The organism is Sphingosinithalassobacter sp. LHW66-3 (assembly GCF_050703275.1).
Classification (GTDB): Bacteria; Pseudomonadota; Alphaproteobacteria; order Sphingomonadales; family Sphingomonadaceae; genus Sphingomonas.
Genome location: NZ_CP193482.1, coordinates 2,381,224 through 2,395,168 on the forward strand (window position 1 = coordinate 2,381,224; position 13,945 = coordinate 2,395,168).

The window sequence follows — 13,945 nt, forward strand, 5'->3', positions numbered from 1 at the left end:
TTCTCAGTGCATCGAAAGGGATACGTTCTTCGGGAGAGGCTTGAGGAACAGTACCAGCGGCACCGTGGCCAGGGTAATCGCGCCCATGGCGAAAAACACATCGTTGTAGGTCATTACGAACGCATCGCGCTGAATGATGCCGGAAAGCATCTCCAGCGCGGCCTGTGGGCTGCCCAGCGACGCCGTCATGCCGTCCAGGTATTCCTGTAGCCGGGGGCTGTTGGCGTTGAGGGTTTCTTCCATGCGCCGACTATGATGCCACAGGCGCTGATCCTGGAACGAGGCAAGCCCCGCGAGCGCGAACGAACCGCCGAGGTTTCGCGCAGCGTTGAAAATCCCGGAAGCATCGCCGGCATCCTCCTTGGCAACCGAAGCTACCGTCGCCTGATTGAGGAACATCATCGTGAGGATCATGCCGATGCCTCGCAGGAATTGGCTTTCGGTGAACACTCCACCTCCCGATGCCGCTGTCAGATTGATGCTGACGAAGCAGCTTAGCGCCATGATGAACATGCCCACGCCGACCGCAATCCGGATGTGAATCTTTCGTATCATGAAGGGCAGCACAGGCATCAGCAGGAAGGCCGGAACACCCATCCAGAAGATTACGAACCCAGTCTGCAAGGCATTGTAGTCGGAGATTATCGCAAGAAATTGCGGGATCACGTAGGTCGAGCCATACATGACCATGCCGAGTGCCAGCGCCATGACCACGACGCTGGCAAACTGCCTGCTGAGCATCAGGCGCAATTTGAGCACTGGCTTGCGTGCATACAGCTGTCCGTAAGTCAGAAGCGCGAAGCCGACGATCGTCATCAACGTGAGCTGCACGATCAGTGTGGATTCGAACCATTCCTCACGGTGACCTTCTTCCAGAACGACGGTCAGCCCGCCAAGGCCAAGGATCATACCCACGATGCCTGCCCAATCCGCCTCGCGCAGGTAGACCCAGTCAGGTTTTTCGTGGGGCAGCCCGATGAAGAGCAGAGCCAGGAGCAAGGCGCAGACGGGCACGTTGACGAAGAAAGCGTAGTGCCAGCTCAGGTTCTCCGTAAGCCAGCCCCCGACGAGCGGCCCCATGACCGGACCAAGGACCACCGTCATCCCGAACAGCGCCATTCCGATGGGTTGCTGCGATGGAGGCAGCCGCTTCGCCACGATGGTCATGGCGGTGGGAATCAGCGCGCCTCCCATGAATCCTTGACCGGTGCGGCCGATGATCATGGTCGTCAAATCGGTGGCAATGCCGCACAACACCGAAAAGGCCGTAAAGGCGGAAACGGCGACGATGAGCAGAGTTCGAAGGCCGAGCAGTCTTTCCAGCCATGCACTCAGAGGGATGATGATGATTTCGGCTACAAGGAAAGCTGTCGCAATCCACGTGCCCTCGGTTCCGGTCGCGCCGATTTCTCCCTGTATCGTCGGCAGCGCGGAATTGACGATCGAGATGTCGAGCGTTGCCAGCATCGCGCCGAGTGCACCGGCGGCTACGGCGATCCAGGCCGTGGCATCGGCCTTCTCGACCGGCGGAGCAACCGCAGCAGAGGCACCTGCCATCGGTCAGTCTCTGGCCGCGTTGCGGATCGAATCGAGTTCGTCTCTGGCGCCGCGGGTATCAACGCTGGCGACAACGGACATGCCCGGCACCAGCAGACGCAGGACTTCGGAAGAAGCCTGAATGGATATGCGGACCGGGACGCGCTGAACGATCTTGGTGAAATTGCCCGTCGCGTTTTGCGGAGGCAGGATCGAGAATTCCGCCCCGGTCCCGGGGGCGATGCTTTCCACTCTCCCCGATAACTCGAGATCGGGCAGCGCGTCGATTTCCAGGGTGACGGGTTGCCCGGGGCGGACGAGGCCGAGCTGCGTTTCCTTAAAATTCGCCGTCACATAAAGACGGTCGGTGGGAACCACGCTCATCAGGCGCTGGCCGGGCTGGACAAATTGTCCGGGCCGGACCGTGAGGTCACCCACCCGCCCGGGAATGCTCGCCCTGAGCGTGGTCGACGACAGGTTCAGGCGGGCCGCCTCAAGCTGCGCACGAGCTGCGTTGGCTTGCGAATTGGCTTGGTCTATCTGTTCGCCCAGCGTGCCTTGCCGCCGCTGTGCAGCCGTGAGCGCGGCGCGCGCCGCCGCGACCTGGGCTTGCGCTTCTCTGGCCTGGGCCTGCAGCTGGTCGAGCCTTTCGCGCGGCTCCGCTCCGGAAGCGGCAAGGGGGCGATAACGCGCAACCTGCTCCGCAGCCAGACCGGCCTGCGCAGATGCCGCGGCAAGTTGGGCACGGGCCTGCTCGATAGCCGCATCCTGCTCTCGCTGTTGTGCGCGAACCGTATCAGCTCCGGCGAGCGACGCCGCGATCTGGGCTTCGACCTGGCTGGTCTGGGCGCGATAATCCCGCACGTCCAGCTGCACAAGTGCATCGCCCGACGCAACCGTTTGATTCTCAGTCACCAGTACGCGCTCGACATAGCCGGCAATTTTGGGGGAGATGATGACGCTGTCGGCGGCGATATAAGCGTTGTCGGTGGACTGCTGGAATCGGCCGTACGTCTGATGATTGTAATACCAGTAGCCCCCGGCGAGCAGGACCAGAATGACGGCGATCAGCAGACCAAGCCGGACCCGCGGACTGGACAACCCCTTCGGACGTTCGCCTTGATCGCTATCGCCTGCTGTCTCGTCCGCCATGGTAATTTCGCTCCTCGCCATCGTTTGGCCCGTTGCACGAGCGATATAGCGGTCAAAATAAAATACGAAAGTCCTTTACTATTTTTTCCTGATCGATAGGACCCACTCATGACGGAAGACGAGGACACTCTCGCACTCGACAATGTCATCACCGACGATGATCGAGCGATCTTCATGATGGACGAGATCAGTCGCGCCGCGCGCAAGGCATTCGATGACCGGGCACAGCCGCTTGGCCTCAATCGTACGCAGTGGCGTGTGCTGGCGCAGCTCATCAAAGATCCTGCCCTGAACCAGACCGACATCGCCAGGCGTCTCGAACTCGAATCCGCCACCATTGGCTTGGCGGTCACCGCCTTGACCCAGAAAGGCTTTATCGAGCGCCGCCGTGACCCGGCGGACGGGCGGTCTTGGAGTCTCGGCCTGACGAGACGGGTTGAGGAAATACTCCCTGACCTCAGACGGGCCGCAGACGCGACCCACCTGCGAATATGGAGCGGAATGACGCCGCAACAGAAGAGTACTTTGCATTCGCTTTTGGAGATGGTCAGCGAAAACGTACGGCGGGATGCTCTCTGATGGCAGACATGCCGCCTTCGCGCATGAGTGACCGGAAGCGGCTTGCGCAGGTCATAGCAATTCTCGGCCGTCACGGGCTGGGCGGCATCGTGTCCGCGTTGGGATCCGGCCGATCTCAAACCAATGCACATCCGACGCGCCCGGAAGCCCTGGTCGAGGCACTGCGCGAACTGGGACCAGTCGCGACCAAGCTTGGCCAGATCCTCGCGATGCGAAGCGATCTCTTGGGGCCGGATTGGACGGCAGCGCTATCGCAGCTGCACGATCGCGTTCCGGGTGTACCGTTCGAGCGTGTCGAGGCTCCGCTCACCCATGCTCTCGGGGAAGACTCCGGCCAGTATTTTCGTGAGCTGGATCGGGAGCCGATCGCGGCGGGCTCTATAGCGCAGGTGCACGCAGGAATACGGAGCGACGGCGTACCGGTCATCGTCAAGATCCGGCGACCGGGAATCGAAAGTGTCGTGGATGCCGACATGCGTTTACTGCGGCGCATTGCCCGATTGGCACAACGCGCCAGTCCCCTTGTCGAAAGACAGAGGCCCGATGAGCTGTTGCGGTTCTTCGCCGAAAGCCTCGATCGTGAGATGGATCTGGGCGCTGAAGCACGCGCGAGTGCGGAGATCGGCAGCTATCTTGCACGGTTCGGGATCGAGACAGCCCACTTCGACAACGAGGTGAGCGGGCGCAGTCTCAATGTCCAGGAGCGGGTCGACGCGATCCCGGCGACCGACTTGGCCACACTGAGGGACGCCGGCGTGGATTTTACGTCCGTCGCGCGCGGCTATTCACGCGCGGTGCTGAGCATGATAATCTTCAACGGTCGCTTCCACGCCGATCCGCATCCGGGCAATGTGCTGATCCGCCCCGACGGGACCTTGGTGTTCATCGACTTTGGCGCGGTAGGCACTCTGCTGCCAGAGCGGCGGGACGAACTGGTGCGCCTGTCACTGGCGATCGCCGGAGAAGATATCGACGATCTGGTCGATGTTCTCCTTCAGTGGGCAGGCAATCCGGCGGTCGATCGTGAGGCGCTGAAGGCATCGCTTAATCAATTGGTCGGCAAGTTTCGCAACACGCTTCTCGACCAGATCGACCTGTCTGGCATTTTCGCCGATGTATTCGATCTTCTGCGGACTTACCAACTGGCCCTACCCGGCGACCTCGCCTTGATGCTGCGCACGCTGCTCACCGCCGAGGGGTTCGTACGCCGTCTTGACCCGCGCTTCGACATAACGTCCGAACTTGCTCCGATCGGCAAACAACTGCTGATGGAGCGCGCCAGCCTGGCAAACCTGCGCGGAAATGCCCGGCGGACAGCATCGACGCTGATACGCGCGCTTCTCGGCACCCCGGAGATCGTCGAGAACCTGGCGTCGATCGCTCGCCGCGGACAGCTGCCGATCCGGTTGGATCCTCAGGATCTTGCGCGACTGGAAAGGCCGTCAGGTGCGGCGCCCATGCGTTCCAGCGACCTGATTGCGGCAGCGCTCATCGTATCGGCAGCTATCCTGGCAGACCTATCGATAATTGCAGCCATTGGCTGTGCCTTGGCGGCGCTGACATTCTTTTTTCTTGCCCGGAGGCCGCGCTCGTGAACGAGGATCGCCTGTTGCTTCCTGGTGCCGACGGCCTGACGCTTGTCGCAAGTACATTCGGACCGGCTGACGGTTTCCCTGTGCTTCTGGCTCATGGAGGCGGACAGACACGGCGCGCCTGGAGAAAGGTCGGCACTCGCCTGGGCCGGGCCGGATACCGAGCGATTGCCCTCGATCTCAGAGGGCATGGCGAAAGTCCATGGTCCCCGACCGGCGCTTATGATGTGCACGATTTCGGCCGGGATCTCGTTGCAGTTGCGCAGAGTTTCGAGCGCAATCCGGCGCTGATCGGTGCGTCGCTGGGAGGATTGGCGGGCCTTGTGGCCGAGGGCACGATCGCGCCCGGCACGTTCGCCTCGCTAACCCTCGTAGACATTACGCCGCAAATGGAAGCGAACGGGGTCGCGCGGGTCCTCGGCTTCATGGCGCAGCACGCCCGAGAAGGGTTCGAATCGCCCGAGCACGCTTCCGCTTCAATCGCAGCATATCTGCCGCACCGCGAGAGACGGCAAAGTTCCTCGGGATTGAAGAGTTACCTTCGAAAGGCACGGGACGGGCGGTATTATTGGCACTGGGATCCGGCATTCGTCGAGAACGTTACGCGCCGACGCACCATTACCGACGACGTTTCCGCCGGGTCGACCGAGCTTGTTCAGGCTGCGTCGGCGCTGTCGCTCCCGGTCCATCTCGTGCGCGGTGGATCTAGCGACCTTGTTTCTCCCGAAGGCGCCGCTGAATTCCGGAAACTGGTTCCCCATGCAAAATTCAGCGATATCGCTGGTGCGTCGCATATGGTCGCGGGCGACGAGAACGATGCGTTCGGCGACGCAGTACAGCGTTTCCTGGTCGAAACTCACCCTGTAAAACTGTGACCCTAATGATTGCGCCACAAGGCCAACCTCGGTCAGGTACTGTGGCGGACACCCTAGGAGCACGCGGGGCGCGAACTTTCAATGTTTCGGCACCTCTGCCGGACGGAAAAATCCCTGTTTGCGTGCAAGATGGAAACTAACGCAAACTTTTCCTTAGTGGGGTGGATCGTTGGCATTCTGATGCTTGCCACCATCGCTTTTGCGGTGTGGCTTCTCGATCCCACGCCCAATCAGGAAACATATCTCGTCAGGTTTGATCGCTCCGTGGAAGGCCTTCAGCCGGGGTCGACCGTAACATTGTCGGGTGTTCCTGTGGGTCGGGTAACATCGGTCCGCCTGGCGGAAAATGGACCGGGAAACGTTCTCGTTGTGCTGACTCTCGATCCTGATGCAGCGAAAGTTGACGGCCTTGAAGCGACAATCAGTACCAACCTGATAACCGGCGAGGCAGCGCTGGTGCTCGAGGGTCGAAGGGGCCGTCAAGGCATATACGCCGACAATTCAGGAAGGAAGATCATACCGCCCTCGGACGGAACCGGACTTTTTGGGGGGAATGCGACCGCTACCGTCGAGAGCGTGGCAAACAGTGTCCGCGCTTTGAACGAAGGACTGGAACCAGAAAAGCAGCGAGCGATCACCTCGGATCTTGCCCGGCTTCGAGTCACGACGGCCGATCTCGCATCGGATGTCGAAGGTTGGGACGAAGATTTGGGCTCAACAAAAGGAAGATTGTCAGACTTGCGGCAACGGATCGGTGGATGGGGAAATGATCTTCGAGACGCAGATCGCCGAATTTCGGACGGAAGCGCTTCCACCAGCGCGCGAAGACGTCTTCGCCAATTCAGCGAGGGGGTACAGAACGCTGAGAATAAGCTTTCCCAGGCAAAGAGCGGCATTCCGGCGATCGAAAATTCTCTGATCGAAGGGGAAGCGGTCTTTCGCGGACTCAGTCGCGACCTCGGGCCTGTCAGAGAGAAAATCGAAGATGTCGAGGTCAGGGGAATGGCATCAGATCCTCCTCTCCCAGACTATCGGGCTGGGAGAAGAGACGCTGGAGCGAATTCCGAACATTCAAAGTGAGCCTAACGAACGACGGCTCTCGGAGAGAGAGCACAGCCCGTTGAATGGCGGAAAGGAGGGCGCTTAGCGGACATCAATCTTGGCTGGTTTCCCGGGCGCAAAAATGCATTCTAGAGTCCCCAAAAAGGCATCGAACCAATGCATTAGACGGCATTTGCGGGCCTTTTGCGGGCTCTTCGCACAAACCGAATTACCTAAACATCTGAAAAAAGGTAAAAAATGAGACCGAATGTGATGCCTCTTCTGGCACCATTTGTTCTTCCGCCGAGGTCCGCGGAAGTGCGCCAAACCCATCGTTTTCAGCCGTTTTCGATGTATAGTCGTCCTCCGAAATCCGGGTGCGATCGGGAACAATCATGGTATCCGTTATGGTATCGAGCCGCCCTTATGGGCGGCCGATGCCATGGGAAAATTGTTCTCGACGATGGTCGCCCACGCAAGGCCGCCGGAACGGCCATATAAGCGCACCGACGACGGGTCTTTATCTCCTAGTCAAGCCGAACGGCCGCAGGCTCTGGCGGCAGAACTGCGCCTATCTCGGCAAGTAGCACACGCTTTCGTTCGGGCCTTGGCCGGAGGTGGGGCTGGCCGCGGCACGCTAGCAGCTCGCCGAAGCACGCAGATTGATCGCTGCTGATTTCGATTCTTTGTATGAGCAGAAGCTCGCGCTTGCCAGGCCAGCTCGACTGCGACGTCTTCTTCATAGGATGCTGATGGAAGCATCGTCCGAGCGCCCGTCGCTTTTCTTCCGATCGCCGAGCAAGATCGACAAGGATGGGTCACTTACACCGGATCGCTGGCGGATCTCATTCTCCGCGAAGAGGCCAGGAGCAGCAAACCCCCAGCCAGCAACGCCGCATTGATTGCCCACACGGTCACGCTACTGCTGCCGCTCGCGCGGAAGATCGAATGGCCGATCGCAATTGCGGCGAGCAGCAATGCAGTGGCAAGCTTGCCTGCGCGAGCGAGCAGGCGCGCCGACATGATCGCGCACAGTCCGAGGCACAGCACGGTGCCGGCCGCCCAGATGGCGACCATCTGTTCGGACGAGACCGACGGCAGCAGCAGCGCCACTGCGGCGACGACGCCGAATGTGACCGGCTGGCTCCACACTACCGCCGCCCAGACGCGCTCCCACCCGGGCGCGGGGCGTCCCTTGTCCCGGCGCCTCGCCAGCCAGATGTTGACGCCGCCGACCGCGAGATAGGTCATCCCCAGGCCGAGAATGAAGTAGACGATCTTGATGATCGGGCCGCCGAACCAGCCGAAGTGCAGCGGGCCGAGCGAACCCTGAATGCGTTCGCCCGTCGTCGCTTCTGGAAGCGACTTGGCGTAATATTGCTCGCCATCCCGGGCGAAGCCATATTCCGCGCCGCCGGCCAGCACCCTATCGTCACGGTAGGAAAGCACGACTGCGCCGCCCTGTTCGGTTGGGTGGACCAGTTCGATCCGCTCTAGCCTCCTCGCGCTGGGCCGGGATTCCAGCATGGGCCGGATATCGATCATCGGCGCCGCAGCGGGATTGTCGGCGGGTTCGGGCGGCAGGAACAGATCGTAGATCTTGCCGGTGTCGCCGCTGAACATCGCCATGCCGAGCACACCCACGACAATCGTCACCAGGCCCAGAAACGCCCCGCTCAGCGAAACGATGAAGTGAAAGGGCAGGCCCCATACGCCGATCCGGTTGTGCAGGTCCGCTTCCTGCAGGCGGGCCGACCCGCCGAGCCGGAGATGGAAGGCGTCGCGAAAGATGCGGGGATGCGCGAGGATGCCCGAGATGAGCGAGGACAGCAGCGCCACGCCGGTCATGCCGACGACGAAGCCCCCCCAGGTCGACGGCAGGTGCAGGAAGATGTGCAGTCCGGACAGAAAGGCGGACCACGGCGTCTCCAGCGGCCCGACAATCTGGCCGGCCTCATCGGCCAGCCAGGCCGACTGTTCCTGCGCGTAGACATAGATTCGCAGGAGCGGATTGTCGTCGGCCGGCAGCGTCGCATAGATGTGGCCGATTTCCGCACCGCCGCGTTCTACGGCCCCGGTCAGCGCGACCTGGATGGCATCGTTCGAAAGCTGTCGAATCTCAGGTGCGCCGGCGGCTTCCCACCAGATGAATTCATCGTAGAACACCAGCAGCGAGCCCGACAGGCAGACGATGTAGATCGCCGCCGCGAACGCGAGCCCGAGGCCGCTGTGCCCCTTGAGCACCGCCTGGACGAACCCTGCGGGTACGCGCGCGAGAAGTGGCTTGCGGCGCGGTCGCTCGCGCGGTGTCGTGTCGTCCATCAAAATCCCCTGACGATGGCGAGACCGAAGCCGAACGCGGTGACCGCGACCAGGAAGGCGAGTGCACGCAGGATGCGATTGTCGGCAAGCGTCCAAGCCATGCACGCCCCCCAGACGACGGGAATCAGAAGCCCGCCCACGACAAGCCGGGTCTGGGGCGCACCGCCGGTCCAGGCGGTATAGAAGATTCCAATGCCCATGGCCGCGATCAGGCCGATGGGCAGCGCCAGCAACCAGCGCAGGACGCCGCGCCACCATGTCGATGCACGCTCGATCGGTTCCGGTGCGAGACTGCGGTTCTTCCGCTCGCGGCGCTGGCGCAACTCATACCCGCTGGCCACCACCGCCAGCGCCGCCACGCCGGTGATCGAAAAGGCGATGAACAGGCCCCGCATCGATCCGAACGCCGCCATCGCCACCGCGAAGGTGGCGATCATGACCACCCAGCCCAGCCATTTCCACGGACCGCCATCGCTGCCGCGCGCACCCCATGCGCGACGGAGGAGGAGCGCTCCTGTGGCGCCGCCCCCGCCGATTATCGCCATCCACAGGCTGTCCATGAAGAAAATCCCCGTCCCGCTATCAATAGCGCGCGGTCAGGATGATGCCATATTCGCGCGGCGCCACCGCCGGGGTGACGAAGATCTGGTTGGGCTGATCCCCCGGGCCGACAAAGGACGTGGCGAATTCCTCGGTCAGGTTGCGACCATAGACGGTGAGGTCGAAATTGTCCCCACGATAGCCGATGCTCGCGTTGAGCAGGAAGAATCCCTCGTTTTCATATTGCGGGTCGTTCTCGAAATCCGAGAAGGAGCCGCCCTGATAGGTCGCATTGGCCTGAACGAAAATCCTGTCGGTCACGAACTGGCGTCCGCCAACCGCCGCGGTCCAGTCGGGCGAATAGCGGAAGTCATTGCCGGCGAGATCCACGCCGGTCACGCCGCCCGTCGTGCACGTTTCCAGAAACGCAGCATTGATGCCGGTGCGGCAGAATTCCTCGAATTCGGTCTTTGCATAGCCCAGGCTGGCGAACAGGTCGGTGCGGCGGGTGGGGCTGTAATTGGCTTCCAACTCGAAGCCCCAGATCTTCGACTTGCCGGCATTCTGTGTGTCGACATTGAATTGAACGCCGTCGATCGGGACATCGACCTGCTGATCGGTCCAGATGCCATAATAGGCGTTAGCGTTGATCACGAGGGTGTCGTCGAGCCATTCGGTACGCGCCGCGATCTCGAAATTGTCGAGATATTCCGGGTCGAACGTATCGAGCTGGCCGGTGGTGCCCACGCGAGCGCCACCCGCGCGATATCCGCGCTTGTAGAAAGCGGAGAGCATGACATCGTCGTTCACGGCATAGGTCAGGCCGACCTCCGGAAGGAACGCGCCGAAATCGGTCTCATAGGATTCCGATGTCGCGACAAGGCTGGCTCCCAGGATCGCATTCACCTGCGCCACTCCGGCTTCGACCACCGGCCCCAGGCCCGGTTGCAGCATGTCGGCGAGGGCGCCCGCCTGCGCCGGATCAGGCAGCGGCGTGCTGGCATCGAGCACATTGTTCTGCGAAAGGTCGGACGACACTTCTTCGCGGTCGTATCGCAAGCCTGCCGAGAGCATGAGCCGATCGGTGATGTCGAATTCGGCCTGCGCGAAGAAGGCGTAATTCGTCGTGTCGCTCGAGCCGATATTGTTGACATCGACCAGCAGGAACGGCGGATAGAAGGGAAGCAACACCTCCGGCACGCCGAGTTCGGTCGGGTTCAGGACCACCGTCGGCGCGAAGACGCCATCGGAGCTTATGTCGATGTAGAATACCCCGGCCGTGCCACGCAGACGATCGCCCGCGTAGGTGACGCGCAGTTCCTGCGAAAAGTTTCGCGCCTCCTCGACCTGGAATCCTTCGCCCAGCGACGCCGCCGTCCCATCGAAGTCGGTCGACGTCGCATAGTCGGCATCCATGAAGGCGGAGATCGACTTGATGCTCCATGTGTCGGAGAAGCGATATTCGAGATCTAGCGAACCGATCAGAAGTTCGTTCTCCGTCCGGTTCGGGATGTTGTTCGAGGTCTGATAGAGATCGAGCGGCTCGCCGACGGCAAGGGCATAGTTGTTCGTGCCTTCCGTCCGGTCTTGATATTGCAGCGATGCGAGCGCCCTGAAGCTGGTGCTGGGTTCGAGCAGCACCCGTCCCCGCACCGTGGTGTTCTCGCTCGCGCCGTCATCCTCGTCACCGGTCGTGCGGTTCTTCAGGAAGCCTTCCGTTCCGGAATGCTCCGCGGTCAGCCGGAAAGCCGCGACGTCGCCCAGCGGCACGTTGACCATGCCTTCGACCGCATAGGTTTCAAAATTTCCGTATTCGGCGCGCGCCGCGATGTCGAAGCCGCTGGGATCGGGCTCGAAGGTACGCACCACCAGCGCCCCCGCAAGGGCGTTGCGCCCGACATTGGTGGACTGAGGGCCGCGGAAAATCTCGATCTGCGAAACATCCCAAAGGTTCTTTGGGTAGGCGCTCGCGAAAATGCCGGTCAGCGGGACATTGTCGTAATATACGACGCCGAGATCGCCCGATCCGCCGGTCGCGTTGAAATTGCGCGTGATCCCCCGGATGGAGAAATCGAAGCCGCCGAAGGTGATGCCGACATTGGCCGATTGCAGAAAGACATCGTCGATCTCGAGCAGGGTGCGCTGGTCGATCGTTTCCGCGGTGGTCACGGCAACGCTTTCCTGCGTATCCTGCAGCGTGCGTTCGATCTTCTGACCGGTAACGACGATCGTATGGACCGAGGCGTCGCGGGAAGTGGACTGGTCCGCCTCCGGTTGGTCGGACTCTACACCTGCCGGCGCCGTTTGCGCGAACGCCGTTCCGCTCAGAGTGCACAAAGCAATCACGCTGGCGGACAGCTGCGCGACCATGCGCGCTCCGAATCGATAGTTCATTTCCCAAGGCCCCCTTTGCTTCCCCGTCCGCTAACGCGAATCATTCGCAGCGACAAGAGCAGAGGGGGCTCCGGGCTGATGACGTGGAGCGAGCGGATGGGCCCGTCTTCGACATGCGCGACATCGGTTCCGGTGGCGACGGGCGGACCGTCCGGCAGTCCCAGGCGCCACTGCAGCCTGCCAAGGCCGTGGTGCCCTGCGCCGGCCCGCTGTGCCGTGAATAGAAACGCCTCGGGCAGATCGGCGAGCAGTTCGGTCACCGCCTGCGAAATCGCCTCGTGCCCCCGTCGCGATACGCTCCTGCTCATAGAAAACGGCATCGTCGGCATAGAGCGCCCGGATGGTTTCCATGCGCCGCACGGGATTCCCGTTCAGCGCCGCAGCACGTCCTGCCAATCCGGATGCCGCGCGAACTGCGCATTGGCGAACGGGCAAAGCGCGATGATCGCGACGCCGTCTCGCCGCGCATCCTCGACCGCCGCAAGCACCATGCGCTCGCCGATCCGTCGCCCGCGCAGCGCACTTGGAACCTCGGTATGATCGATGATGATCAGCGATTCGTTGGCGCGGCTGTAGGTCATCTCCGCCTCGTGCCCGTCGACGACGATGCGATAGCGTCCCTTCGACTCTCCGTCCTCGCGCTCGACCGCTGCCTCGATCGGAGGCGGCGCTTCCTCGGTGCTGAACTGCGCATCGGCCGGGCGAACCTCTCCCGGTCGACCGTCGCCGCACTCGAGAATATCGCGATCCCATTTGCCGAGCCGAGCCGCTGCATCATAGGTGGATTCGAGGAACGCCAGCAGCGCCGCGTCGCCGTCTTCGGCAGACTGCACTGCCTCATAGGGCAGAACGAATTCCGAAAGCTCCGAATGCCAGAAGGCGGCCTCAGGGCGAACCGCTGCGCGATCGAAGCCCGCGGGCGCGGGATAGGCATAGGCATAGAAAGCGGCGTAATCGATGCCGCCTCCGCCCGGCCAGAAGCCGGCAGAGGAAACCTCGCGATCGTACGCCTCCTGCGCCACATCGTTCGGCAGCGCCGGAACACCGCCGCCGTGAAGGGGCGCACGCCTGCCGGAGAAGCGCGTGACGGCCATGTCGAAGCTTCCCCAGAACAGATGCACCGGGCTGCACTTGCCGAGGAACGAAGTCCGGAACCGCTTGAACACGCGGTCGATGCTCAGCAGCGCCTGGTGGAACCGCTGCACGGCGTCCCGGTCATACGGACGGTCTCGGTCATCCTCGACGAACGGGATGGGAAACGGCACCTCATTGGGCGAGCCGTCGAATTGCGGCTGGCCGCCCAGTTCCGACACCAGCGCGACGAACGCGGCATGGAACGCCGCAACCGTCATCGGCTCGAGCACGAACGAGGCGGTTCGGCCGTCACCTGTAGTGCCGATCACGCGATGGTCGTGAAAATCGAAAGCGATCTCGATTCCCGGCCCGTCGGGTATGAGCGACGAGGTGAGCCCTTTTGCAGTCACGTAGAACGTCGCGTGCCACGAGTGGTTGACCCAGGGCGTCCTCGCCAATCGATATTTTCCGGCGATCTGCAGGTAGAGATGAAGCGCTGCGCTCGTCTCCCGCCATGCGAGATAGTCGAGAGGGGGCCATCGGCGGTCCATGGGATCTCCTGCTTGTACGCGTCCGACCGGCTGGGTCGAACCCGTCACAAGCATTGAACCAGAGCAATCCATGCGACTAGCCTCGGTTCATGGCACACTGTGTTCCGTATCGAGCAACCTCGCTTCCCACAACTCGGGTCTTCTGCCGTTGATGTTTGGCCATTCGAGCGGTCGTGAGCTATCTCGGCCGTGGAAGGGGGAGCGCACGACATCGGAAGGTCGTGGGCCATAAGCTGTCAGTTTGCTCACGATGCTCGAAGGACCAAAGGCGGACCTTCAGGAAATAGCC

11 protein-coding genes are annotated in these 13,945 nt (G+C 61.9%); 4 read left to right on the top strand and 7 right to left on the bottom strand.

Annotated features, from left to right (window positions below; translation table 11 throughout):
* Window positions 1-3: 3 nt before the first annotated feature.
* Window positions 4-1,557: a DHA2 family efflux MFS transporter permease subunit gene (locus ACQ450_RS11680; RefSeq protein WP_187335526.1), complete on the bottom strand. Its 1,554-nt coding sequence runs from the start codon at window positions 1,555-1,557 to the stop codon at window positions 4-6.
* A 3-nt stretch (window positions 1,558-1,560) separates the two neighbouring features.
* Window positions 1,561-2,709, bottom strand: coding sequence for an HlyD family secretion protein (locus ACQ450_RS11685; protein WP_431469375.1), 1,149 nt, complete (start codon window positions 2,707-2,709; stop codon window positions 1,561-1,563).
* A gap of 87 nt (window positions 2,710-2,796) precedes the next feature.
* On the opposite strand from ACQ450_RS11685, the gene ACQ450_RS11690 reads away from it, so the two are divergent.
* The 4 genes from ACQ450_RS11690 (at window position 2,797) to ACQ450_RS11705 (ending at window position 6,814) form a co-directional block, all read left to right on the top strand.
* On the top strand, window positions 2,797-3,267 hold the full coding sequence (locus tag ACQ450_RS11690) for a MarR family winged helix-turn-helix transcriptional regulator (protein WP_215227341.1): 471 nt from the start codon (window positions 2,797-2,799) through the stop codon (window positions 3,265-3,267).
* Window positions 3,267-4,862, top strand: a complete 1,596-nt coding sequence (locus tag ACQ450_RS11695; RefSeq protein WP_187337189.1) for an ABC1 kinase family protein — start codon at window positions 3,267-3,269, stop codon at window positions 4,860-4,862. Before ACQ450_RS11690 ends, ACQ450_RS11695 begins: the two co-directional genes overlap by 1 nt.
* Window positions 4,859-5,734, top strand: coding sequence for an alpha/beta fold hydrolase (locus ACQ450_RS11700; protein WP_187335529.1), 876 nt, complete (start codon window positions 4,859-4,861; stop codon window positions 5,732-5,734). Before ACQ450_RS11695 ends, ACQ450_RS11700 begins: the two co-directional genes overlap by 4 nt.
* 129 nt (window positions 5,735-5,863) lie before the next feature.
* Window positions 5,864-6,814, top strand: coding sequence for an MlaD family protein (locus tag ACQ450_RS11705; RefSeq protein WP_431469376.1), 951 nt, complete (start codon window positions 5,864-5,866; stop codon window positions 6,812-6,814).
* Between the two features lie 783 nt (window positions 6,815-7,597).
* Here the strand turns inward: ACQ450_RS11705 and ACQ450_RS11710 are convergent.
* The 5 genes from ACQ450_RS11710 to ACQ450_RS11730 all read right to left on the bottom strand — a co-directional run bounded on the left by ACQ450_RS11710 (window position 7,598) and on the right by ACQ450_RS11730 (window position 13,656).
* Window positions 7,598-9,097 (bottom strand): PepSY-associated TM helix domain-containing protein, encoded by a 1,500-nt coding sequence (locus ACQ450_RS11710; protein WP_431469377.1) that lies wholly within the window; start codon window positions 9,095-9,097, stop codon window positions 7,598-7,600.
* Window positions 9,097-9,657: a hypothetical protein gene (locus ACQ450_RS11715; protein ID WP_431469378.1), complete on the bottom strand. Its 561-nt coding sequence runs from the start codon at window positions 9,655-9,657 to the stop codon at window positions 9,097-9,099. Before ACQ450_RS11715 ends, ACQ450_RS11710 begins: the two co-directional genes overlap by 1 nt.
* 22 nt (window positions 9,658-9,679) lie before the next feature.
* Window positions 9,680-12,031, bottom strand: a complete 2,352-nt coding sequence (locus tag ACQ450_RS11720) for a TonB-dependent receptor (protein ID WP_431469379.1) — start codon at window positions 12,029-12,031, stop codon at window positions 9,680-9,682.
* Entirely contained in the window at window positions 12,028-12,291 is a 264-nt protein-coding gene (locus ACQ450_RS11725; protein ID WP_431469380.1) for a hypothetical protein, read from the bottom strand. Before ACQ450_RS11725 ends, ACQ450_RS11720 begins: the two co-directional genes overlap by 4 nt.
* Window positions 12,292-12,402: 111 nt before the next feature.
* A complete protein-coding gene (locus ACQ450_RS11730) occupies window positions 12,403-13,656 on the bottom strand; it encodes a DUF5996 family protein (protein WP_431469381.1) in 1,254 nt (417 codons plus the stop codon).
* Window positions 13,657-13,945 lie beyond the last annotated feature (289 nt).

Coding starts and splice junctions, on each gene's coding strand:
- ACQ450_RS11680 (WP_187335526.1), bottom strand. CDS start 1,557: ATGGCAGGTGCCTCTGCTGCGGTTGCTCCGCCGGTCGAGAAGGCCGAT.
- ACQ450_RS11685 (WP_431469375.1), bottom strand. CDS start 2,709: ATGGCGAGGAGCGAAATTACCATGGCGGACGAGACAGCAGGCGATAGC.
- ACQ450_RS11690 (WP_215227341.1), top strand. CDS start 2,797: ATGACGGAAGACGAGGACACTCTCGCACTCGACAATGTCATCACCGAC.
- ACQ450_RS11695 (WP_187337189.1), top strand. CDS start 3,267: ATGGCAGACATGCCGCCTTCGCGCATGAGTGACCGGAAGCGGCTTGCG.
- ACQ450_RS11705 (WP_431469376.1), top strand. CDS start 5,864: ATGGAAACTAACGCAAACTTTTCCTTAGTGGGGTGGATCGTTGGCATT.
- ACQ450_RS11710 (WP_431469377.1), bottom strand. CDS start 9,097: ATGGACGACACGACACCGCGCGAGCGACCGCGCCGCAAGCCACTTCTC.
- ACQ450_RS11715 (WP_431469378.1), bottom strand. CDS start 9,657: ATGGACAGCCTGTGGATGGCGATAATCGGCGGGGGCGGCGCCACAGGA.
- ACQ450_RS11720 (WP_431469379.1), bottom strand. CDS start 12,031: ATGAACTATCGATTCGGAGCGCGCATGGTCGCGCAGCTGTCCGCCAGC.
- ACQ450_RS11730 (WP_431469381.1), bottom strand. CDS start 13,656: ATGGACCGCCGATGGCCCCCTCTCGACTATCTCGCATGGCGGGAGACG.